This is a genomic window from Amycolatopsis rhizosphaerae, from assembly GCF_007713715.1.
Lineage (GTDB): Bacteria > Actinomycetota > Actinomycetes > Mycobacteriales > Pseudonocardiaceae > Amycolatopsis_E > Amycolatopsis_E rhizosphaerae.
On sequence record NZ_VJWX01000067.1, the window covers coordinates 1 to 21,448 of the forward strand.

The following is a 21,448-nucleotide window of genomic DNA, read 5'->3' on the forward strand; positions in this document are numbered from 1 at the left end:
GGCCGGGATGCCCGGGGTGCGGGTGGTCGTGGTCGGGGACGGTCCGGAACTGCCCGCGTTGCGGGAACGGCTGCCGGGGGCGGCGTTTCTCGGTGCGCTTTACGGCGACGAGTTGTCGGCCGCGTATGCCAGCCTCGACGTGTTCGTCCACACCGGACCGTACGAGACGTTCTGCCAGGCAGTGCAGGAGGCGATGGCCTCCGGGCTCCCGGTGCTGGCGCCGGATGCGGGCGGACCGAAGGACCTCGTGCTGCCCGGGCGGACCGGTCACCTGCTGCCCGCCGACCGGGTGGGTTTCGAGCGGGAACTCGTGAGGCGGGTGGGCGAGCTGCGCGATCCGGAACTGCGGGCGCGGTTCGGCCGCAAGGCCCGGCGGGTGGTGCTCGGGCGCACCTGGCCCGCGGTGTGCGCGGAGCTCGTCGGGCACTACAAGGCCGTGACCGAGCGCGTGGCGCGCGCCGCCTGAGCGCCGATGCACATCGTCCAGCTGGCCAACTTCTACGGCCCTCGCTCGGGCGGTCTGCGCACGGCGCTGCACCATCTGGGGGCCGGTTACGTCGCCGACGGGCATCGGGTGACGCTCGTGGTTCCGGGCAGGCGCTACACCGAGGAGGTGCTGCCGACCGGCGTGCGGCGGTTTTCCCTTTCCGCACCGGAGATCCCGGGCACCGCGGGGTACCGAGCGGTCGATCCGTACCGCGTGCGCGCGCTGGTGCACCGGCTGCGGCCGGACCGGCTGGAGGTGTCGGACCGGTTGACGCTGCGCGGGATGGGGGCGTGGGCGCGCCGCCACGGCGTGCCGAGCGTGGTGATCTCGCACGAGCGGCTGGACCGCCTGCTGGCGCAGTTCCTGCTGCCGGGCCCGCTGGCGCGGCGGGTCGCGGACATGGCGAACGCCAGGATGGCGCGCTGCTACGACCAGGTGGTCTGCACCACTGCCTTCGCGCGGGAGGAGTTCGACCGCATCGGGGCACCCAACGTGTGCCGGGTACCGCTCGGGGTGGACCTGGCGACGTTCACCCCCGGGTTGCGCGATCCGGGCTGGCGCAGGGAGCTGGCCCAGGGCGCCGACGCCCTCATTGTCCATTGTGGACGTCTATCGCCGGAGAAGCACGTGGAGCGCAGTGTGGACACGGTGGCCGAGCTCGCCGGGGCCGGTGACCGGGTCCGGCTGGTGATCGCGGGCGACGGACCGCGCCGCCGGGCGCTGGAGCGCCGTGCGCGAGGACTTCCCGTGACGTTCCTGGGTTTCCTGTCCGCCCGGAGAGAGGTGGCTCGCCTGCTGGCGAGCGCGGACGTTTCGCTCGCACCGGGACCGCACGAGACCTTTGGTCTCGCGGCGCTCGAAGCGCTGGCCTCGGGCACGCCGGTGGTCGTCTCCGCCTCGTCCGCCTTGCGGGAGATCGTGCGGCCCGGATGCGGTGCGGCCGTCGCGGACGCACCGGCCGCCTTCGCCTCCGCGGTGACCGGTCTGCTCGCCACGCCCGAACCGGCGCGGCGTGCCGCGGCGCGTGCGCGGGCGGAGGAGTTCACCTGGCCCGCGTCGGTCGAGGCGATGCTGTCGGTCCTCGGGGAATGCCCCGCCGGGTGAGGCGCTTCGGCGCGTTGCTCGGCCCGCGGCGTTCGCGACGGATCCGGCGGTTTAGGTTGGTGCCATGTCCCGAGCGAACCTCGACAAGGACCCGCACGAGGTCGCCGCCATGTTCGACGGCGTCGCGGCCGGCTACGACCGGGCCAACTCGTTCATGACCTTCGGGTTCGACCGGCGCTGGCGCACCGCCACCGCACGAGTGCTGGACGCGCGGCCCGGCGAGAAGGTCCTCGATCTCGCCGCGGGCACCGGAGTGTCCACCAGCGAGTACGCGCGGGGCGGCGCCTGGTGCCTCGCCGCGGACTTCTCATTCGGCATGCTGACCAGCGGCAAGCACCGCGGGGTGCCGATGGTCGCCGCGGACGCGCTGCACCTTCCCTTCGCGGACAACAGTTTCGACGCCGCCACGATCAGCTTCGGCATCCGCAACTTCGTCGACACCAAGGCCGCGCTGACCGAGATCGCCCGCGTGGTGCGGCCGGGCGGGCGGCTGGTGATCTGCGAGGTGTCCACGCCTGCCTTCGGTCCGATCCGGTTCCTGTACCGGAAGTTCATCCTGCGCGCGATGACCCTCGTCGGCAGGCTGACGTCGTCCAACCCCGCGGCGTACGGCTACCTCGCCGAATCCATGCTGACCTGGCCGGACCAGCGCACGCTGGCGGAGATGATCGCGTCTTCGGGCTGGAGCGACGTCGAATGGCTCAACCTCACCTTCGGGGCCGTCGCGATCCATCGGGCCACCAAGCCGGCCGAGAAGGCCCCGTAGACTTCGACACATGACGCAGGACGCGCAGGTAATCGTCGTCGGGGCCGGCCCTGCCGGGTCCACCGTGGCCACCTACCTCGCCCGCGCCGGGGTCGACGTCCTCGTGCTGGAGAAGACCACCTTCCCCCGCGAGAAGGTCTGCGGCGACGGCATCACGCCCCGCGGCGTGAAGCAGCTGATCGATCTGGGCATCGACACCAGCCCCGAGGCGGGCTGGCAGCACAGCCGCGGCCTGCGCATCCTGACCAGCGAGCTCACCCTCGAACTGGACTGGCCCGAGCTGACCAGTTTCCCGCCCTACGGGGTCACGCGGACCCGGCACGACTTCGACGAGCTGCTGGCGAAGACCGCGGTGAAGGCGGGGGCGCGGCTGCTGGAGCGGACCTCGGTGACCGGGGCGATCACCGACGAGCGGACCGGCCGCGTCATCGGCGTCACCGCGAAGACCGGCCCGGACAAGACGCCGGTGAGCTACTTCGCGCCCCTGGTGCTGGCCTGCGACGGGGTGTCGGCCCGGCTGGCACTTTCGGTCGGCATCGAGAAGAACGAGAAGCGCCCGATGGGCGTCGCGGTGCGCCGGTACTACCGGAGCCCGCGGCACGACGACGCGTTCATCGAGGGGCACCTCGAGCTGTGGGACCGCAGCGACCCGCGCGATCCGAAGCTGCTGCCGGGATACGGCTGGGCGTTCCCGCTCGGCGACGGCACGGTGAACGTCGGGCTGGGCATGCTCTCCACGTCTAAGGCGTTCCGGAACACCGACTACCGCGCGCTGATGCGTTCGTGGCTGGACTCCACCCCGGAGGAATGGGGCTACCGCGAGGAGAACGCCATCGGCCGGATCGGCGGGGCGGGCCTGCCGATGGGCTTCAACCGCACGCCGCACTACCGGGACGGGCTGCTGCTGCTCGGCGACGCCGGGGGCATGGTCAGTCCGTTCAACGGCGAGGGCATCTCGTCGGCGATGGAGTCGGCGCAGCTGGCCGCCGAGTTCGTGGTGCAGGCGCTGGCCCGCCCGGCGGGTCCTTCCCGTGAGCGGGCGCTGCTCGGTTACCCACGGGCACTGAAGGAGCTGATGGGCGGGTACTACCGGCTCGGCAACCTGTTCGCGAAGGCCATCGGGTCACCGAAGGTGATGCGGGTCGCGACCCGGTACGGACTGCGGGTCAACCCGCTGATTCCGCTCATCTACAAGGGCCTTTCCGGCTGTTACGACCCCAAGGGCGGTGACGCGGTGGACCGGATGATCTCGCTCGCCGCCCGGCTTACCCCGAGCGTGTGACGACCCCCACGTGGGTTATGTCACATTGACTCTCCGTATAACCGGGCCCCGGGCTCGCTCTTGATCCTTTCCTCCCAGGTAGTGGGCTTGCTGCCCCCTTTCGGGGCATTCTGGGGTTAGGTCCGCCTTAACTCGAGGACCCCGCGACAACGGTGTGAGGAAAGTCCTACACTGCCCCCGTGCTTTGTGAACGGGTTCACAACTTCGTCGGGAAGCTTGTGAACAAATTCACAAACGGTGTGATGGTCGTCGCACGCGAAGTCGCGACAGACTCCGCGACGGTGCGGAAGGGATGGTGCATACCGTGCTGACGGCGCAAGGCGCTTCGGTGAGTCCCACCGGCCCGGGGATGTACGTGCCTCTGGTCCTGTTGTTCGTCCTGGCGGCCGCGTTCGCCGTGTTCTCCGTGCTCCTCGGGCCGCTCGTCGGACCGAGCCGGTACAACAGGGCGAAGCTCCAGGCCTACGAGTGCGGCATCGAACCCTCACCCCAGCCGCTGGTGGGCGGGGGGCGGATGCCGGTCGCGTACTACATCACAGCGATGCTGTTCATCCTGTTCGACATCGAGATGGTCTTCCTCTACCCGTTCGCGGTCTCGGCGGACGCGCTCGGCCTGTTCGGCCTGGTGGAGATCTTTCTGTTCATCGCCACGGTCGGCTTCGCCTACGCCTACGTGTGGCGGCGCGGCGGACTGGATTGGAACTAGCGCCATGGGTCTGGAAGAGAAGCTCCCCAACGGAATCCTGCTGGCCAGCCTGGAAGGCCTGGTCAACTGGGCGCGCAAGAACTCGTTGTGGCCCGCCACCTTCGGGCTCGCCTGCTGCGCGATCGAGATGATGACCACCGGCGGTTCGCGCTACGACATCGCCCGCTTCGGCATGGAGCGGTTCAGCGCGACCCCGCGCCAGGCGGATCTGATGATCGTCGCGGGCCGGGTCACCCAGAAGATGGCGCCGGTGCTGCGGCAGATCTACGACCAGATGGCCGAGCCGCGCTGGGTGCTGGCGATGGGCGTGTGCGCCTCCTCGGGCGGGATGTTCAACAACTACGCCGTAGTGCAGGGGGTCGACCACATCGTCCCGGTCGACATGTACCTGCCCGGCTGCCCGCCCCGGCCGGAAATGCTGCTCGACGCGATTCTCAAGCTGCACGCCAAGATCCAGGACGAACCGATGGGCCCGCGTCGCGCGGCGCTCCGGGCGGGGCAGCGGACCGCACTCATCCCCTCGTCGATCAAGTACGCGAAGAAGTGATCCGCGATGCCCAGTGACGAAGTGAGCAAGCCGGAGACCGGCGGCGAGTCCTCGAGCGCGCAGCGCGCCGAGAACGGGCTCGAACCGCACGGTGTCCGCCCGGCGCAGCCGGTGGTCGCCGGCCACGAGCGCCGGGGGATGTTCGGGGTCCGCGGCAGCGGTGACACCTCGGGTTACGGCGGGCTGCGGCTGCCCGCCTACTCCCCGCCGCCCGCGGAGCGCCCCTACGGGGGCTGGTTCGACGAGTTCGCCGACCAGTTCTTCGCGGCGCTGAGCGAGCACGGGATCCCGGCCGAGACGGTGCAGCAGATCACCGTGGACCGCGGGGAAATCACGCTGTACCTGGAAAAGACGCATCTGGTGGCGATCTGCCGGCTGCTGCGGGACGATCCGGGACTGCGGTTCGAACTGTGCAGCTCGGTGTCCGGTGTGGACTACGGGCCCGACGTGCCGCAGCGGCTGCATTCGGTGTACCACCTGACGTCGATGACCTACCGGCGCCGCATCCGCCTGGAGGTCACCCTCGAGATCGCCGACCCGCACGTGCCCTCCGTCGTCGAGGTCTATCCGACGGCCGACTGGCAGGAGCGGGAGACCTACGACATGTTCGGCATCGTCTACGACGGCCATCCGGCGCTGACCAGGATCCTGATGCCGGACGACTGGGACGGGCACCCGCAGCGCAAGGACTACCCGCTCGGCGGGATCCCGGTGGAGTACAAGGGCGCGGAGATCCCGCCGCCGGACCAGCGGAGGGCCTACTCATGACCACCGAACGACTCTCGGACGTCACGACCGGCACGGACACCACGGCCAACGGGTCCGACGGCACCGCCGGTGTGGACTACGCGGAATCCCGGCAGACCACCGAAGGCCGGATCTACCACGTCAGCGGCGGTGACTGGGACGACGTCCTCACCGACGCCATCCACGACGAGCGCATGGTCATCAACATGGGCCCGCAGCACCCGTCCACGCACGGCGTGCTCCGGCTCGTGCTGGAACTGGAAGGCGAGACGGTCACCCAGCTGCGTTCGGTGATCGGGTACCTGCACACCGGGATCGAGAAGAACCTGGAGTACCGGACCTGGACCCAGGGCGTCACCTTCGTGACCCGCATGGACTACCTGTCGCCCCTGTTCAACGAGCTCGGCTACTGCCTTGCCGTGGAGAAGCTGCTGAGGATCGAGGTGCCGAGGCGGGCCCAGCTGATCCGGGTCCTGCTGTGCGAGATCAACCGGATCGGCTCGCACCTGGTCTACATCGCCACCGGCGGGATGGAACTGGGCGCCACCACGGCGATGACGCTCGGCTTCCGCGAACGCGAAGAAGTGCTGCACCTGCTCGAGTACCTGACCGGCCTGCGGATGAACCACGCTTTCATCCGTCCCGGCGGGATCGCGCAGGACCTGCCCACCGACGCGCACCAGAAGATCGGCGACTTCGTCAAGGTGATGGACCAGCGCCTTCCCTTGTACGACAAGCTGTTCACCGGTCAGCCCATCTGGCGCAACCGGCTCAAGGGCGTCGGCTACCTGCCGGTGGACGCCTGCCTCGCGCTCGGCGTGACCGGGCCGGTGCTGCGCTCGGCCGGGTTGCCGTGGGACCTGCGGAAGGTGGAGCCGTACTCCTCCTACGAGGAGTTCGAGTTCGACGTGCCGACCTCGACCGAGGCCGACTGCTGGGCCCGCTACCTGTGCCGCGTCGAGGAGATGCACCAGTCGCTGCGGATCATCAAGCAGGCGCTGAAGAAGCTCGAGCCCGGCCCGGTGATGGTGGAGGACCGCAAGATCGCCTGGCCGGCGCAGCTGTCGATCTCCAGTGACGGCATGGGCAACTCGCTCGAACACGTCCGCAAGATCATGGGCCAGTCGATGGAGTCGCTGATCCACCACTTCAAGCTGGTCACCGAGGGCTTCAAGGTGCCTGCGGGCCAGGTGTACGCGCCGGTCGAGTCCCCGCGGGGCGAGCTGGGCTTCCACGTCGTGTCCGACGGGGGCACCCGGCCCATGCGGGTGCATGTCCGTGAGCCGAGTTTCGTGAACCTGCAGTCGATGCCGGCGATGTCGGAGGGCGGACTGGTGGCCGACGTGATCGCCGCGGTGGCCTCCATCGACCCGGTGATGGGAGGGGTGGACCGATGAGCACCGAACCCCGGGCCGAGCTGTTCGGACCCGATGTCGTGGCCAAGGCGCAGGATCTGATGGGCCGCTACCCGCAGTCCCGGTCGGCACTGCTGCCGATGCTGCACCTGGTCCAGTCCGTGCAGGGCCATGTCAGCCAGGAGGGCATCGACTTCTGCGCCGCCCAGCTCGGCCTGTCCGAGGCCGAGGTCAGCGCGGTCGCCACGTTCTACACCATGTACAAGCGGCGGCCATGCGGTGAGCATCTGGTCAGCGTCTGCACCAACACGCTGTGCGCGGCGCTCGGCGGCGACGCGATCTACGAGAAGCTGCAGGAGCGTCTCGGCGTCGGCCACGAGGAGACCGCCGGGGAGCCGGGTGAGCCCGGTTCGATCACCCTGGAACACGCGGAATGCCTCGCCGCCTGCGATCTGGCTCCCGTGCTGCAGGTCAACTACGAGTACTACGACAAGCAGACGCCGGAATCGGCCGCGGAACTGGTGGATGCCTTGCGGCGCGGGGAAAAGCCGCCACCGACCCGCGGCGCCCCGCTGACCGGCTTCCGCGGCGCCGAACTGCGGCTGGCCGGGTTCTTCCCGGAGGACGAGGAGACCTTCCGTTCCGAAGTGGACGGTCCATCGCAGGCGCCGGAAACGCTGCGCGGCGCGCGGCTGGCGGCCGACCGGGGCTGGACGGCGCCGGTCATGGAGGATGCCCCGCTACCGGAGGTGCAGGCGAAATGACGGATCCGCTGACTCCCGTCCTCACCAAGCGGTGGCTGTCACCGAACTCGTGGCGGCTGGAGACCTACGAACGGCTCGAGGGCTACACCGCGCTCCGCAAGGCGCTCGCGGGCACCCCGGAACAGCTCGTGCAGCTGATCAAGGACGCCGGGCTGCGCGGTCGCGGCGGCGCCGGTTTCCCGGCCGGGGTGAAGTGGTCCTTCATGCCCCCCAATGAGGACAAGCCCCACTATCTCGTCATCAACGCGGACGAGGGGGAACCGGGGACCTGCAAGGACATTCCGCTGATGATGGCGGACCCGCATTCGCTCATCGAGGGCTGTGTCATCGCCGCGTACGCGATGCGGTCACACCGCTGCTTCATCTACGTCCGCGGCGAAGCACTGCACTGCATCCGCAGGCTGAACTCGGCGGTGCGGGAGGCCTACCAGGCCGGTTACCTCGGCAAGAACATCCTCGGCGCGGGCTTCGATCTGGACATCACCGTCCACGCGGGTGCCGGTGCCTACATCTGCGGCGAGGAGACCGCGCTGCTCGACTCGCTGGAGGGCCGCCGCGGCCAGCCGCGGCTGAAGCCGCCGTTCCCGGCCGCCGCCGGGCTCTACGCGGCGCCCACCACGGTGAACAACGTCGAGACGATCGCGAGCGCGCCCTACATCGTCAACGGCGGCGCCGACTGGTTCCGCAAGATGGGCCGGGAAAAGTCGCCCGGCCCGAAGATCTACTCCATCTCCGGGCACGTCGAGCACCCCGGCCAGTACGAGGCACCGCTCGGCACCACGCTCCGGGAACTGCTGGATCTGGCCGGGGGCATGAAGGACAGCATCCCGCTGAAGTTCTGGACCCCGGGCGGGTCCTCGACCCCGCTGTTCACCCCCGAACACCTGGACGTGCCGCTGGACTTCGAAGGGGCCGCCGAAGCGGGATCGATGCTCGGCACGACCGCCGTCCAGGTCTTCAACGAAACGGTGTCGGTGCCGTGGGCCGTGATGAAGTGGACGAAGTTCTACGAGCACGAGTCGTGCGGCAAGTGCACGCCCTGCCGGGAGGGCACGTACTGGCTCGCACACATCCTGGAGCGGATGGTGGCGGGCAGGGGCACCAAGGAGGACATCGACACCCTGCTCGACGTCTGCGACAACATCCTCGGCCGCGCGTTCTGTGCGCTCGGTGACGGTGCGGTCAGCCCGATCACCAGCGGCATCAAGTACTTCCGGGACGAGTTCCTTGCGCTGTGCGAGCAGCAGGGCGACCAGGGCGCCGAACCCCAGCTGGTGGGAGCACAGGCATGACGATCGCACCCAGTGAGAAATCCAGTACGGAACGGCCGGAAACGCCCGTTCCGGAGGGACACGTCAAGCTCACCATCGACGGCGAAGAGGTGATCGCCCCGAAGGGCGAGCTGCTGATCCGCACGGCCGAACGGCTCGGCACGGTGATCCCGCGGTTCTGCGATCACCCGCTGCTCGACCCGGCGGGCGCCTGCCGCCAGTGCCTGGTCGAGGTGGAGCTGGGCGGGAGGCCGATGCCGAAGCCGCAGGCCTCGTGCACGATGACGGTGGCCGACGGCATGGTGGTGAGGACGCAGCTGACCTCGCCGGTGGCGGACAAGGCGCAGCAGGGCGTGATGGAGCTGCTGCTGATCAACCACCCGCTGGACTGCCCTATCTGTGACAAGGGCGGCGAGTGCCCGCTGCAGAACCAGGCGATGGCGCACGGCCGGACCGATTCCCGGTTCTTGGAGAAGAAGCGCACCTTCCCGAAGCCGCTGCCGATCTCCACGCAGGTCCTGCTGGACCGCGAGCGGTGCGTGCTGTGCCAGCGGTGCACCCGGTTCTCCGCGCAGATCGCCGGTGACCCGTTCATCGATCTGCTGGAGCGGGGCGCGCAGCAGCAGATCGGGACCGGGCAGACCACGGATGTGCTGGACGCCGCGGGGCGGACGTCCTCGGGGGAGCCGTTCCAGTCGTACTTCTCCGGTAACACCATCCAGATCTGCCCGGTCGGCGCGCTGACCAGCGCGCAGTACCGGTTCCGGTCCCGCCCGTTCGACCTGGTGTCCTCGCCGGGCGTGTGCGAGCACTGCGCGTCGGGCTGCGCCGAACGCACCGACTTCCGGCGCGGCAAGGTGATGCGCAAGCTCGCCGGGAACGACCCGGACGTCAACGAGGAATGGCTGTGCGACAAGGGCCGGTTCGCGTTCCGGTACGCGGAGGTGCCGGAACGGCTCCGGCGGCCGCTGGTGCGCGATGCCGACGGCGAACTCAAGGAAGCCTCGTGGACCGAGGCCCTCCGGGTGGCCGCGGCGGGCCTGGCGAAGGCACGCGACGGCAAGGGCGCCGCGGTGCTGGCCGGTGGGAGGCTCACCTTCGAGGACGCCTACGCCTACGCCAAGTTCGCCCGCGTCGCGCTGGGAACCCACGACATCGACTTCCGTGCCCGCCCGCATTCCGCCGAGGAGCTGTCCTTCCTCGCGGCGCGCGTGGTGGGGACGACGCCCGAGACAGGGGTTTCGTACGCGTCGCTGGAACACGCGCCGACGGTGCTGTGCGTGGCCTTCGAGCCGGAGGAGGAATCACCGATCGTCTTCCTGCGGCTGCGCAAGGCGGCCCGCAAGCGCGGGACCAAGGTCGTCCACATCGGACAGTGGAGCACCCCGGCGGTGCGTCGGACCTCCGGTGAACTGCTCGCCTGCGAGCCCGGCGGGGAGGCCGCCGCGATCGAGGGCCTTGCCGAACACGCGCCGGACCTGGACGCGGCACTGGCCGCCGACGGGGCGGTGATCCTGGTGGGCGAACGGGCCGCGGAGATCCCCGGCCTGTTCTCGGCGCTGGACCGGCTTTCGGAGCGGACCGGCGCGAAGATCGCCTGGATCCCGCGCCGGGCCGGTGAGCGCGGGGCGCTCGAAGCCGGTGCGGCGCCGGCCCTGCTGCCGGGCGGCCGCCCGGTCACCGACGCCGAAGCCCGGGCCGAGGTCGAGGCCGCCTGGCGCGTCTCGTTGCCCGCCGAGCCGGGACGGGACACCAGCGGCATCCTCGCCGCGCTCGCCGAGGGCGACCTGGCCGGTGTGGTGGTGGGCGGGGTCGACCCGGACGATCTGCCCGATCCCGAACTGGCCCGCCGGGCGCTCGCCCGCGCGGAGTTCGTGGTGAGCCTGGAACTGCTGCCGAGCGGCGTCACCGAGCACGCCGACGTGGTGCTGCCGATCGCGCCGGACGTCGAGAAGGCGGGCAGCTACCTCGACTGGGAGGGCCGCCGCCGCGAGTTCGACATCACCATCGAGAACACCGGCGCGCTGTCCGACTGCCGGGTGCTCGACACGCTGGCCGTCGAGATGGACGCGGACCTGTTCACCCAGACGCCCGCGGCCGCCTACGGGGACTTCGCCCGTCTCGGCCCCAGTGCCGTGCGGGCGTCCTTCACCGCCGAGAACGCGGTGCGCGGGGCCCAGTTGGCGCTTCCGGAGGGCAAGGCGCGGCTCGCGACCTGGCGGCTGCTGCTCGACGAGGGCTCTCTGCAGCGGGCGGAGCCGCACCTGGCCGGGACCGCCCGCCGGGTGGTCGCCCGGGTGTCGCCGAAGCTCGCCGCCGAACTCGGGCCGACCGTGACGGTGTCGACCGGGCGGGGTGCCGTCACCCTGCCCGTCGAGGCCGAGGAGCACCTGCCCGAGGACGTGGTGTGGCTGCCGGGCAACTCGCCCGGCTCGACCGTGCGGCGCACCCTCGGCGTGGGGCACGGAGCTGTGGTGTCGATCCGGGGAGGTGCCCGATGACGGGAATGGTGCTGGCTCAGGCCGACCACCTGACCAGGGCCCAGTTGCTGGCCGACGACCCGTGGTGGCTGATCCTGCTCAAGGCGGTCGTGATCCTGCTGATCGGGCCGATCATGACGATCTTCCTGATCGTCTGGGAGCGCAAGGCGGTCGGCCGGATGCAGAACCGGCCGGGGCCGAACCGGGTCGGGCCGGGCGGCTACCTGCAGTCCCTCGCGGACGCGATCAAGCTGCCGTTCAAGGAGCAGATCATCCCCGACACCGCGGACCGGAAGGTCTACTTCCTGGCCCCGGTGATCGCGGTGGTCCCCTCGCTGATCGCGCTGTCGGCGATCCCGTTCGGCCCCGAGGTGTCGATCTTCGGCCACCGGACCGTACTGCAGTTGGTGGACCTGCCGGTCGGTGTGCTGGTGATCCTGGCCTGCTCGTCGGTCGGGGTGTACGGGATCGTGCTGGCGGGCTGGTCTTCGGGCTCGCCGTATCCGCTGCTCGGCGGGCTGCGCTCGGCCGCGCAGGTGATCTCGTACGAGATCGCGATGGGCCTGTCCATCGTGGGCGTGGTGCTCTACGCGCAGTCGCTGTCCACCGGGGACATCGTCGCCGCTCAGTCGCACGGCTGGTACTTCTACCTCCTGCTGCCCAGTTTCGTGATCTACCTGATCTCGATGGTGGGCGAGACCAACCGGGCGCCCTTCGACCTCCCCGAGGCCGAATCGGAACTGGTCGGCGGCTTCCACACCGAATACTCCTCGATGAAGTTCGCCATGTTCTTCCTCGCCGAGTACGTCAACATGGTGATCGTTTCGGCGTTCGCGACCACCCTGTTCCTCGGCGGCTGGATGTTCCCGTTCGTCGGGCTCGACTCGCCGCTGAACCAGGGCTGGCTGCCGCTGATCTGGTTCGGCATCAAGCTGTTCGCGCTGCTGTTCGGCTTCATCTGGCTGCGCGGCACGCTGCCGCGGTTCCGGTACGACCAGTTCATGAAGCTGGGCTGGAAGGTGCTGGTGCCGGTCAACCTGCTCTGGATCGTGGTCATCACGGCGATCCGCGCGATCCGCAACAGCGGCGGACTGACCACCGCCCAGATCCTCGTCGGCGGGGCGGTCGTGGTCGTGGTCGCCATCGCGATCGCGATGCTGGTGCCGGAGAAGAAGGTGCCGCCGGACACCGACAGCGTGCCGATCACCGGCGGCGGCTACCCGCTGCCCCCGCTGGACCTGAAGGTCCCGCCGGTGCCGGACCGCGCCGCCGCCAGTAAGAAGCGCCCCCGGTCCGTGCGGTCCGGCGAACCCGCCCAGGTAGGGAGTTCCGATGGGAATGTTTGATCCCCTCAAGGGTTTCGGGGTCACCTTCTCGATGATGTTCAAGAAGGTGGCGACCGAGGAGTATCCCGAGGCCGGCGCGCCCGCCGCGCCGCGCTACCACGGGCGGCACCAGCTCAACCGGCATCCCGACGGGCTGGAGAAGTGCGTCGGCTGCGAACTGTGTGCCTGGGCCTGCCCCGCGGACGCGATCTACGTCGAGGGCGGGGACAACACCGAGGAGGCGCGGTACTCGCCGGGCGAGCGCTACGGCAAGGACTACCAGATCAACTACCTGCGCTGCATCGGCTGCGGCCTGTGCATCGAGGCCTGCCCCACCCGGTCCCTGACGATGATCAACTTCTACGAGCTGGCCGACGACGACCGGCAGCGGTTGATCTACACCAAGGAGGACCTGCTCGCCCCGCTGCTGCCCGGCATGGAGCAGCCGCCGCACCCGATGCGGCTCGGCGACGACGAGCAGGACTACTACGTCAACGGCCCCGAACTGGCTCGCGATCGCGGCGTGCCGTCGGGCGAAACCGTCGAGACCTCACGTGAGGAGGTCATCCAGTGACCAGCCTGATCCTGGCCCAGGCCGCGGAGCAGACCGTCTCCACGGGCGAGGCCGTCGCGTTCTGGATCCTCGGCCCGATCGCGCTGCTCGGTGCGCTCGGGCTGATCTTCTCCCGCAACGCCGTGCACTCGGCGCTGTTCCTGGCGATGACGATGTTCTCGCTCGGGGTGTTCTACATGGTGCAGCAGGCCCCGTTCCTCGGCTTCACCCAGATCATCGTCTACACCGGCGCGATCATGATGCTGTTCCTGTTCGTGCTGATGCTGGTCGGCAGGGAAAGCTCCGACTCGGTGGTGGAAGTCCTTCGCGGACAGCGCCTGTGGGCCGGCGTCCTCGGCATCGGCATCGCCGGGCTGATCGCCACCGCGCTCACCCGGTCGCTGGCCAAGGTGGTGCCCGCGCCGGCCCCGAACGGCACCCCGGGCAATCTGGGCCGCCTGATCTTCACCGACTTCCTGTTCCCGTTCGAGCTCACCTCGGCCCTGCTGATCACCGCCGCGCTCGGCGCGATGGTGCTGGCGTTCACCCCCAAGACGGGGCGCCGCAGCCAGAAGGAGCTCGTCGAAGCCCGGTTCCGCGGCGAGTACGAGCGGATCTCGCCGAAACCGGGGCCCGGCGTCTTCGCCACCTCGCATTCGGTGGCGACCCCCGCGCTGCTGCCCGACGGTTCGGTGGCCCCGGAATCGCTCTCCGAAATCATCGAATCCACGCCCACGGCCCGGCTGGAAGCCGAGCGGAAGCGCGTCGAGGGCACCGAACCCGAACCGGACGCGCACGCACTGGTGGGCGCCGAGGGAACCGAGGGGGCACAGGACCGATGACTCCCACCTACTACCTGCTGCTGTCCGCGCTGCTGTTCTCGATCGGCGCGGTCGGGGTGCTGGTACGCCGCAACGCCATCGTCGTGTTCATGTGCATCGAACTGATGCTCAACGCGGTGAACCTGACGCTGGTCACGTTCTCGCGGATGAACGGCGGGCTCGGCGGCCAGGTGATGGCGTTCTTCGTGATGGTCGTCGCCGCGGCCGAGGTCGTGGTGGGGCTGGCGATCATCATGTCGATCTTCCGGACCCGGCGCTCGGCCTCGGTCGACGACACCAACCTCCTCAAGTACTAGGAGCAGGCTCAAGTGATCGCATCATCGTGGCTGCTGGTCGCCTTTCCCGCCCTGGGCGCGCTGATCCTGCTCGCGGGCGGCAGGCGGACCGGCGCGTGGGGACACCTGCTCGGCTGCGCGACCGTCATCGCGTCCTTCGTCTACGGCCTGGCGCTGTTCTTTTCGAGCAACGGCAACCCGGTCGACACGAAGCTGTACTCGTGGTTCCCGGTGGGCAGCCTCGACGTCGACTTCGGGTTCCGGATCGACGCGCTGTCACTGGTGTTCGTCCTGCTGATCACCGGGGTCGGTTCGCTGATCCACATCTACTCGATCGGCTACATGGCGGCGGACGCCGACCGCCGGAAGTTCTTCGGCTACCTGAACCTCTTCGTCGCCTCGATGCTGGTTCTGGTGCTGGGCAACAACTTCATCACCCTCTACCTCGGCTGGGAAGGCGTGGGCCTGGCCTCGTACCTGCTCATCGGCTGGTACACCGACCGGCCGTCGGCGGCCACCGCGGCGAAGAAGGCGTTCCTGATGAACCGGGTCGGCGATGTCGGCCTGGCACTGGCGATCTTCCTGATGTTCAAGTACATCGGCAGCGTCAGCTACGCCGGAGTGTTCGCCGGCATCGGTCACGCCCCGGCCGGGGTGGTCACCGCGATCGCGTTGCTGCTGCTGCTCGGCGCCTGCGGTAAGTCGGGCCAGTTCCCGCTGCAGGCCTGGCTGCCCGACGCGATGGAGGGCCCGACCCCGGTGTCGGCGCTGATCCACGCCGCCACGATGGTCACCGCCGGGGTCTACCTGATCGCCCGCGCGAACCCGATCTTCAACGTCACCGCGGACGGGCGGCTGGTCGTCGCACTGATCGGCACGGTCACCCTGCTGCTCGGGTCGATCATCGGCTGCGCCTACGACGACATCAAGAAGGTGCTGGCCTACTCGACCGTCAGCCAGATCGGCTACATGATGCTGGCCGTCGGCCTCGGCCCGTTCGGCTACGCGCTGGGCATCATGCACCTGCTCACGCACGGCTTCTTCAAGGCGGGACTGTTCCTCGGCGCCGGTTCGGTGATGCACGGCATGAACGACGAGGTGGACATGCGCCGCTTCGGCGGGCTCTACCGCCGGATGCCGATCACCTTCGTCACCTTCGGTCTCGGCTACCTGGCGCTGATCGGGTTCCCGTTCCTGTCCGGGTACTTCTCGAAGGACGCGATCATCGAGGCCGCGTTCGGCCAGGAGGGCTGGCGCGGCTGGGTGTTCGGCGGCGCCGCGGTGCTCGGTGCCGGGCTCACCGCGTTCTACATGACCCGGCTGATGCTGATGACCTTCTTCGGCAAGGAACGCTGGAAGGACCTGAAGACCAGTGACGGCAAGGATTACCACCCGCACGAGTCGCCACCGGTGATGACCGTGCCGATGATCGTGCTCGCTGTCGGCTCGGTCGGCGCCGGTGCCTTCCTCTCACTCGGCCACCGGCTGGTCGACTGGCTCGTCCCGTCGCTCGGCCCGCTGGAAGAACCGGCGCAGACGGTCATCCCGCACGCGCTCGTCCCGTGGCTCACCGTCGCGCTGGCCGCCCTCGGCGTGCTGGTCGCCTGGCTCGTGGCCGGCCGCCGCGAAACCCCGGTCGAACGGCCGGAGGAGGTCTCGGCGGTGGTCCGCGCCGCCCGCAAGGACCTGTACGGCAACGCGCTGAACGAGGCGCTGGTCGCGAGGCCGGGATTGTGGCTCACCCGGTTCTCGGTCTACCTGGACAGCCGCGGCGTGGACGGCGCGGTGAACGGGCTGGCCGCCGCGCTCGGCGGCGGATCGGGCCGGTTGCGGCGGCTGCAGACCGGGTTCGTCCGCTCGTACGCCCTGTCGATGCTCGCCGGTTCGTTCGTGCTCGTCGCGGCCCTGTTGTTGGTGAGGTTCTCATGAGCTGGTTGGTTGCCCTCATCCTCCTGCCGCTCGTCGGCGCGCTCGTGCTCACCGGGCTGCGGCGCGACGACCGGCTGGCGACTCGCGCCGCACTGGCGTTCGCGCTCCTGGAACTCGCGCTGATCATCCCGACCTGGGCGAGCTACCACCCCGGTGGTGCCCGCCTGCAGCAGACCACCTCGATGGACTGGATCCCGGCCTTCGGCATCCACATCTCGTTCGGGGTGGACGGCATCGCGCTGATCATGATCGCGGTGATCGCGTTCCTGGTCCCCATCGTGCTCGCCGCGCTCGGCCCCGCCGACCGGCTGCCCGAGGGGCGCAGCGCCGGCGGCTACTTCGCGCTCATCCTGGTGCAGGAGGCGCTGACCATCGCGGTGTTCGCCGCCACCGACGTGTTCCTGTTCTACGTGCTGTTCGAGATCATGCTGATCCCGATGTACTTCCTGATCGGCGGCTACGGCGGCGCGAACCGCCAGTACGCGGCGGTGAAGTTCTTCCTGTACTCGTTCCTCGGCGGCCTGATCATGCTCGCCTCGGCGATCGGGGCGTACTCGATCGCCGCGGACAAGCTCGGCAAGGGCACCTTCGACTGGGCCACCCTGGTCACCGTCGTGCGCGACGCACCGGCCTCCACCCAGATCTGGCTGTTCCTCGGCTTCTTCCTCGCGTTCGCGATCAAGGCGCCGCTGGTGCCGTTCCACACCTGGCTCCCCGACGCGGCCGGGGAGGCGCCCATCGGGATCGCGGTACTGCTGGTCGGCGTGCTGGACAAGGTCGGCACCTTCGGTTTCCTGCGGTACAACCTGCCGATGTTCCCGCAGGCCAGCAAGGCGCTCGCGCCGCTGGTGCTGGTGCTGGCGGTGATCGGGGTGCTCTACGGCTCGATACTGGCCGCGGGGCAGCAGGACATGAAACGGTTCGTGGCCTACGTGTCCATCGCGCACTTCGGGTTCATCGCGCTCGGCATCTTCGCGTTCACCGGCCAGGCCACCGTGGGCTCGGTGACGTACATGCTCAACCACAGCCTGGCCACCGGGATGCTGATCGTGGTGCTCGGCCTGGTGATCGCGCGCGGCGGGTCCACCCGGATCTCCGACTACGGCGGGATGTACAAGGTGACCCCGCTGCTGGGCGGCATGCTGCTGATCGCCGGTCTGTCCACTTTGTCCCTGCCGGGCACCAACTCGTTCGTCAGCGAGTTCCTGGTGCTGCTGGGTTCGTTCGAAACCCAGCCGGTGTACGCGACGCTGGCCACCCTGGGCATGGTGCTCGCCGCGGCCTACGTGCTGTGGCTGTACCAGCGCCTGATGACCGGGCCGGTGCGCGGTGACGCGCTGATGGGCGCCGGGGGAGGCCCCGGCACGGCGATCGCACCGGAACTGGGCGCCCGCAAGGGAATCAAGGACCTCGGCCGCAAGGAACTGGCCATCCTGGTGCCGATGGTGGTGCTGATCATCGGCCTCGGCTTCTACCCGAAGCCGGTGCTCGACACCGTCGGACCGTCCGTGGACGCAACGCTTTCGGCCCTGCAAGGAGGACAGGCGAAGTGATCGAGGTACTGGCCCAGCAGGGGCAGATCGCGACGCCGCAGATCGACTACGCGGCGATCCTTCCGGTGCTGGTCGTGCTGTCGGCGGCCTGCATCAGCGTGCTGTTCGAAGCATTCCTGCCCCGGCACCTCCGGTGGTCCGCACAGGTGACGCTGAGCCTGCTCGCGATCGTGGCCGCCGGTGTCGCGCTCGTCGTGTACGTCAGCGGTTCACCCAAGGCCGGGCTCACCACGCTCGCCGGTGCGATCTCGGTGGACAAACCCGCGCTGTTCCTGTGGGGCACGCTGCTCGCGCTGGCGATCGGGGCGGTGCTGCTGATCGCGGACCGCTCGATCGAGCCCGGTGGCGCGTTCGTGGCCCAGGCGTCCATCCGGCCCGGCACCTTCCAGGACCGGGCGCAGGTGGGCAGCACCGGGATGCAGACCGAGGTCTTTCCGCTGACCCTGTTCGCGCTCGGCGGCATGATGACCTTCTGCGCCGCCAACGACCTGCTCACCATGTTCATCGCGCTGGAAGTGCTGAGCCTGCCGTTGTACCTGATGTGCGGCCTCGCCCGGCGCCGTCGTCTCCTGTCGCAGGAGGCCGCGGTCAAGTACTTCCTGCTCGGCGCGTTCTCGTCGGCGTTCTTCCTGTACGGCCTGGCGCTGCTCTACGGCTACGCCAACTCGGTCAAGCTCGCCGACATCGCCCGCGCCGCGGCCGGTTCGGACCGCTCGGACACCCTGTTGTTCGTCGGCATGGGACTGCTGGTCGTCGGCCTGCTGTTCAAGGGGTCCGTGGGCCCGTTCCACACCTGGACCCCGGACGTGTACCAGGGATCGCCCACCCCGGTCACCGCGTTCATGGCCGCCTGCACCAAGGTCGCCGCGTTCGGCGCGATCCTGCGGGTGCTCACCGTCGGTTTCGAATCGACCAGCTGGGAATGGCGCGGGGTGCTGTGGGCGGTGGCGATCGTGTCGATGGCCGTCGGTGCCATTCTCGGCCTGACCCAGACCGACGTGAAACGCATGATCGCCTACTCGTCCATTGCGCACGCCGGGTTCCTGCTCGTGGGCACCATCGCGATGACCGACCAGGGTCTGTCGGGCACGCTGTTCTACCTGCTGGCCTACGGGTTCACCACGCTCGCCGCGTTCGGTGTGGTGTCGCTGGTGCGGGACTCCTCGGGCGAGGCGACCCATCTGTCGGCGTGGGCCGGCCTGGCGAAACGCTCGCCGCTGCTGGCGGGCGTGTTCACCTTCCTGCTGCTCGCGCTCGCCGGGATCCCGCTCACCAGTGGTTTCGTCGGGAAGTTCGTGGTGTTCTCGGCCGCGCTGCGGGACGGGATGGCACCACTGGTGGTCGTCGCGCTGGTGTTCAGCGCGGTCGCCGCGTTCTTCTACCTGCGGGTGATCGTGCTGATGTACTTCTCGCAGCCGGCGGCGGAGGGCCCCGCGGTGACCGTGCCGGGTGCGTTCACCACGGCCGCCATCACCCTCGGCGTGATCGTCACCCTGCTGCTGGGCGTGGTCCCGTCGTTCGCGCTGAACTGGGCCGGAGCGGGCACCTTCGCGTTTTGATGACGGAGTGGCTCGTTTAGAGCCGTGAAGGGTCCCTTGACGGTCATATCGACCGTGAAGGGACCCTTCACGGCGATTTTCGCAGGTCAGAGTGGGTACCCGGGTTACGGGAAGCGGCCTGTCACGATCGTCACCGATGCCCTTGGCGAGCGGAGCGCCAACCCGTCCCTGCTTGCCATTACGCTGGTGAGGACCGTACGGAGCGCGAGAGGGCAGGGGAGAAGTGTCGGTTCAGAGTGGCACCATCGAGGATCTGCGCGCGAGCGTGGGCCTGCGGATCGCCGATGAGCAACTGCTGCGCACGCTGGCCGCTGGACTCGCCGACGTCGAGAACCTGCTGCGCGAAACGGCCCGGAGCGACGTCAAGGCGGTCCACGAGGCCGCCTCGCATCTGGTGGAAGCCGGGGGCAAGCGGTTCCGGCCGATGTTCACGCTGCTCGCCGCGCAGTTCGGCAAGGGAAACCACAAGGGCGTCGTGACCGCGGCGGCCGCCGTGGAGCTGGTCCACCTGGCGACCCTGTACCACGACGACGTGATGGACGAGGCGACCATGCGGCGCGGCGCGCAGAGCGTGAACGCCCGCTGGGACAACACGATCGCGATCCTGACCGGTGACTTCCTGTTCGCGCACGCCTCCCGGCTGGTGTCGGAACTGGGCACCGACGCGGCGCGGATCATCGCGGAGACCTTCGGTGAACTGGTCACCGGGCAGATGCGGGAGACCGTCGGTCCCGGCGACGGCGAGGATCCCGTCGAGCACTACCTGAGCGTGGTGGCGCAGAAGACGGGTTCGCTGATCGCGACCGCGGGCCGGTTCGGGGGCATGGTCTCCGGGGCCGAACCCGAGCACGTCGAGGCGTTGCAGCGGTTCGGCGAGATCATCGGCACGGCCTTCCAGATCTCCGACGACGTCATCGACATCGCCTCGCCGTCCCACGAATCGGGCAAAACGCCGGGCACTGATCTTCGCGAGGGTGTACGCACCCTGCCGATGCTGTTCGCGCTCGCCGACCCGGAAACGGATCCGAGGCTGCGGGAACTGCTGGCCGGGCCGATCGGTGACGATGACCTGGTCGAAGAGGCCCTCCAGTTGCTTCGTGTCTCGAAGGGCCTGGACAGCGCGACCGCTACGCTGGCCGATTACGCCCGGCGTGCCCGGGCGCAGTTGTCGGCGCTGCCCGCTTCGGCGGCACGTGACGCCTGTGAGTCGGTCGCGGATTACCTTGTCGCTCGTACGCGCTGACGCGATCCCCTGATCGCGTCATGAGCGAGGCGTTCCGGTGTCACTGAAAGTGCTACCGGTGCGTTAGGAAGAGAAAGGACCCACGATGTCCCTCTTCGGACAGGTGTGGTTGTGGAGCGTGCTGGCGTTCGCGGCCGGTGTGCTGTTGACCTGGTTGCTGCTGGTCCGCCCCGCGCAGGCCAGGAACCGCCTCCTCGAACGCAGGCTGCTCGCCGCGCAGGCCGCACCGGCACCGGAGCCGGAACCGGAGCAGCGGGTCGCGCCGACCCGCACCTTCGAACCGGAACCCGAGCCCGAGCCGGAGCCGGAGCAACGGGTTGCGCCGACCCGTGCCTACGAGCCCGAGCCGTTCCAGCCGGAGCATCCGGCCGACCATCCCGCCCAGCCCGAACCGGGGCCGCAGCCGCACTGGTACGAGCGGGACAGCTTCGGCAGTCCGGTCACCGAACAGGCCGAGTCCGGCGGAGCCTTGTTCTCTTCGCCGGTGTCCTCCGCGCTGGAGCCCGAATCCGAGCACCGGCCCGAACCCGAGAGCGAGGCCGAGAAGACCTCGGTCTTCGCGCCGTTCGAGCAGGCGGAATCGGGCTCGCTGTTCGAGTCCGGCAAGGAGACCGGGTCCCTCTTCGAGCCGAGCCGCGAGACAGGGTCCCTTTTCGACAC

Annotated in this window: 19 protein-coding genes and 1 pseudogene; all 20 read left to right on the top strand. The window is 69.2% G+C overall.

Translation table 11 applies throughout. The annotated features are described in order from the left end of the window. On the top strand, positions 1-466 hold a 466-nt coding region (locus FNH05_RS09845), incomplete at its 5' end, for a glycosyltransferase (protein ID WP_144587033.1). Positions 467-472: 6 nt separating this feature from the next. Continuing rightward, complete coding sequence (locus tag FNH05_RS09850) at positions 473-1,591, top strand: glycosyltransferase (RefSeq protein WP_144587034.1); 1,119 nt, start codon at positions 473-475, stop codon at positions 1,589-1,591. A gap of 64 nt (positions 1,592-1,655) precedes the next feature. Continuing rightward, a complete protein-coding gene (locus FNH05_RS09855) occupies positions 1,656-2,357 on the top strand; it encodes a demethylmenaquinone methyltransferase (RefSeq protein ID WP_144587035.1) in 702 nt (233 codons plus the stop codon). 10 nt (positions 2,358-2,367) lie between these two features. Further along, positions 2,368-3,639, top strand: a complete 1,272-nt coding sequence (locus FNH05_RS09860; protein WP_144587036.1) for a geranylgeranyl reductase family protein — start codon at positions 2,368-2,370, stop codon at positions 3,637-3,639. A gap of 292 nt (positions 3,640-3,931) precedes the next feature. After that, a complete protein-coding gene (locus FNH05_RS09865; protein WP_407652805.1) occupies positions 3,932-4,345 on the top strand; it encodes an NADH-quinone oxidoreductase subunit A in 414 nt (137 codons plus the stop codon). A 4-nt stretch (positions 4,346-4,349) separates the two neighbouring features. Further along, complete coding sequence (locus FNH05_RS09870) at positions 4,350-4,892, top strand: NuoB/complex I 20 kDa subunit family protein (protein ID WP_144587037.1); 543 nt, start codon at positions 4,350-4,352, stop codon at positions 4,890-4,892. A gap of 6 nt (positions 4,893-4,898) precedes the next feature. Continuing rightward, positions 4,899-5,660, top strand: coding sequence for an NADH-quinone oxidoreductase subunit C (locus FNH05_RS09875; protein WP_144587038.1), 762 nt, complete (start codon positions 4,899-4,901; stop codon positions 5,658-5,660). Continuing rightward, a complete protein-coding gene (locus FNH05_RS09880) occupies positions 5,657-7,036 on the top strand; it encodes an NADH-quinone oxidoreductase subunit D (protein ID WP_144587039.1) in 1,380 nt (459 codons plus the stop codon). Before FNH05_RS09875 ends, FNH05_RS09880 begins: the two co-directional genes overlap by 4 nt. Then, positions 7,033-7,758, top strand: coding sequence for an NADH-quinone oxidoreductase subunit NuoE (gene nuoE / locus FNH05_RS09885; protein ID WP_144587040.1), 726 nt, complete (start codon positions 7,033-7,035; stop codon positions 7,756-7,758). The genes FNH05_RS09880 and nuoE overlap by 4 nt, the downstream gene beginning before the upstream one ends. Continuing rightward, positions 7,755-9,050 (top strand): NADH-quinone oxidoreductase subunit NuoF, encoded by a 1,296-nt coding sequence (gene nuoF / locus FNH05_RS09890; protein WP_144587041.1) that lies wholly within the window; start codon positions 7,755-7,757, stop codon positions 9,048-9,050. Before nuoE ends, nuoF begins: the two co-directional genes overlap by 4 nt. Beyond that, a complete protein-coding gene (locus tag FNH05_RS09895) occupies positions 9,047-11,530 on the top strand; it encodes an NADH-quinone oxidoreductase subunit G (protein ID WP_144587042.1) in 2,484 nt (827 codons plus the stop codon). The genes nuoF and FNH05_RS09895 overlap by 4 nt, the downstream gene beginning before the upstream one ends. Further along, positions 11,527-12,855 carry an NADH-quinone oxidoreductase subunit NuoH gene (gene nuoH, locus FNH05_RS09900; protein ID WP_144587043.1) on the top strand — a complete coding sequence of 443 codons (1,329 nt, stop codon included), beginning with the start codon at positions 11,527-11,529 and terminating at the stop codon, positions 12,853-12,855. Before FNH05_RS09895 ends, nuoH begins: the two co-directional genes overlap by 4 nt. Further along, positions 12,842-13,408, top strand: a complete 567-nt coding sequence (gene nuoI / locus FNH05_RS09905) for an NADH-quinone oxidoreductase subunit NuoI (RefSeq protein ID WP_144587044.1) — start codon at positions 12,842-12,844, stop codon at positions 13,406-13,408. Before nuoH ends, nuoI begins: the two co-directional genes overlap by 14 nt. 5 nt (positions 13,409-13,413) lie before the next feature. Then, positions 13,414-14,229 carry an NADH-quinone oxidoreductase subunit J gene (locus tag FNH05_RS09910; RefSeq protein ID WP_144587051.1) on the top strand — a complete coding sequence of 272 codons (816 nt, stop codon included), beginning with the start codon at positions 13,414-13,416 and terminating at the stop codon, positions 14,227-14,229. Then, a complete protein-coding gene (gene nuoK, locus FNH05_RS09915) occupies positions 14,226-14,525 on the top strand; it encodes an NADH-quinone oxidoreductase subunit NuoK (protein WP_144587045.1) in 300 nt (99 codons plus the stop codon). Before FNH05_RS09910 ends, nuoK begins: the two co-directional genes overlap by 4 nt. A gap of 12 nt (positions 14,526-14,537) precedes the next feature. Then, the gene (nuoL, locus tag FNH05_RS09920; RefSeq protein WP_144587046.1) at positions 14,538-16,433 is read left to right on the top strand and encodes an NADH-quinone oxidoreductase subunit L; all 1,896 of its coding nucleotides are present in this window, start codon (positions 14,538-14,540) and stop codon (positions 16,431-16,433) included. Next, positions 16,430-17,986, top strand: a complete 1,557-nt coding sequence (locus FNH05_RS09925) for an NADH-quinone oxidoreductase subunit M (protein ID WP_144587047.1) — start codon at positions 16,430-16,432, stop codon at positions 17,984-17,986. Before nuoL ends, FNH05_RS09925 begins: the two co-directional genes overlap by 4 nt. Next, positions 17,983-19,545, top strand: coding sequence for an NADH-quinone oxidoreductase subunit NuoN (gene nuoN / locus FNH05_RS09930; RefSeq protein ID WP_144587048.1), 1,563 nt, complete (start codon positions 17,983-17,985; stop codon positions 19,543-19,545). Before FNH05_RS09925 ends, nuoN begins: the two co-directional genes overlap by 4 nt. Positions 19,546-19,768: 223 nt before the next feature. Then, entirely contained in the window at positions 19,769-20,788 is a 1,020-nt protein-coding gene (locus FNH05_RS09935) for a polyprenyl synthetase family protein (protein ID WP_144587049.1), read from the top strand. Positions 20,789-20,873: 85 nt separating this feature from the next. Then, a pseudogene (locus FNH05_RS09940) lies at positions 20,874-21,448 on the top strand (hypothetical protein); the annotation flags it as partial.

What these genes read in the sequence shown, in the direction of transcription:
- nuoH (WP_144587043.1), top strand. Translation starts at nt 11,527, where the DNA reads ATGACGGGAATGGTGCTGGCTCAGGCCGACCACCTGACCAGGGCCCAG.
- FNH05_RS09865 (WP_407652805.1), top strand. Translation starts at nt 3,932, where the DNA reads ATGGTGCATACCGTGCTGACGGCGCAAGGCGCTTCGGTGAGTCCCACC.
- FNH05_RS09870 (WP_144587037.1), top strand. Translation starts at nt 4,350, where the DNA reads ATGGGTCTGGAAGAGAAGCTCCCCAACGGAATCCTGCTGGCCAGCCTG.
- nuoF (WP_144587041.1), top strand. Translation starts at nt 7,755, where the DNA reads ATGACGGATCCGCTGACTCCCGTCCTCACCAAGCGGTGGCTGTCACCG.
- nuoK (WP_144587045.1), top strand. Translation starts at nt 14,226, where the DNA reads ATGACTCCCACCTACTACCTGCTGCTGTCCGCGCTGCTGTTCTCGATC.
- FNH05_RS09895 (WP_144587042.1), top strand. Translation starts at nt 9,047, where the DNA reads ATGACGATCGCACCCAGTGAGAAATCCAGTACGGAACGGCCGGAAACG.
- FNH05_RS09850 (WP_144587034.1), top strand. Translation starts at nt 473, where the DNA reads ATGCACATCGTCCAGCTGGCCAACTTCTACGGCCCTCGCTCGGGCGGT.
- FNH05_RS09880 (WP_144587039.1), top strand. Translation starts at nt 5,657, where the DNA reads ATGACCACCGAACGACTCTCGGACGTCACGACCGGCACGGACACCACG.
- FNH05_RS09855 (WP_144587035.1), top strand. Translation starts at nt 1,656, where the DNA reads ATGTCCCGAGCGAACCTCGACAAGGACCCGCACGAGGTCGCCGCCATG.
- nuoI (WP_144587044.1), top strand. Translation starts at nt 12,842, where the DNA reads ATGGGAATGTTTGATCCCCTCAAGGGTTTCGGGGTCACCTTCTCGATG.
- FNH05_RS09875 (WP_144587038.1), top strand. Translation starts at nt 4,899, where the DNA reads ATGCCCAGTGACGAAGTGAGCAAGCCGGAGACCGGCGGCGAGTCCTCG.
- FNH05_RS09860 (WP_144587036.1), top strand. Translation starts at nt 2,368, where the DNA reads ATGACGCAGGACGCGCAGGTAATCGTCGTCGGGGCCGGCCCTGCCGGG.
- FNH05_RS09925 (WP_144587047.1), top strand. Translation starts at nt 16,430, where the DNA reads ATGAGCTGGTTGGTTGCCCTCATCCTCCTGCCGCTCGTCGGCGCGCTC.
- nuoE (WP_144587040.1), top strand. Translation starts at nt 7,033, where the DNA reads ATGAGCACCGAACCCCGGGCCGAGCTGTTCGGACCCGATGTCGTGGCC.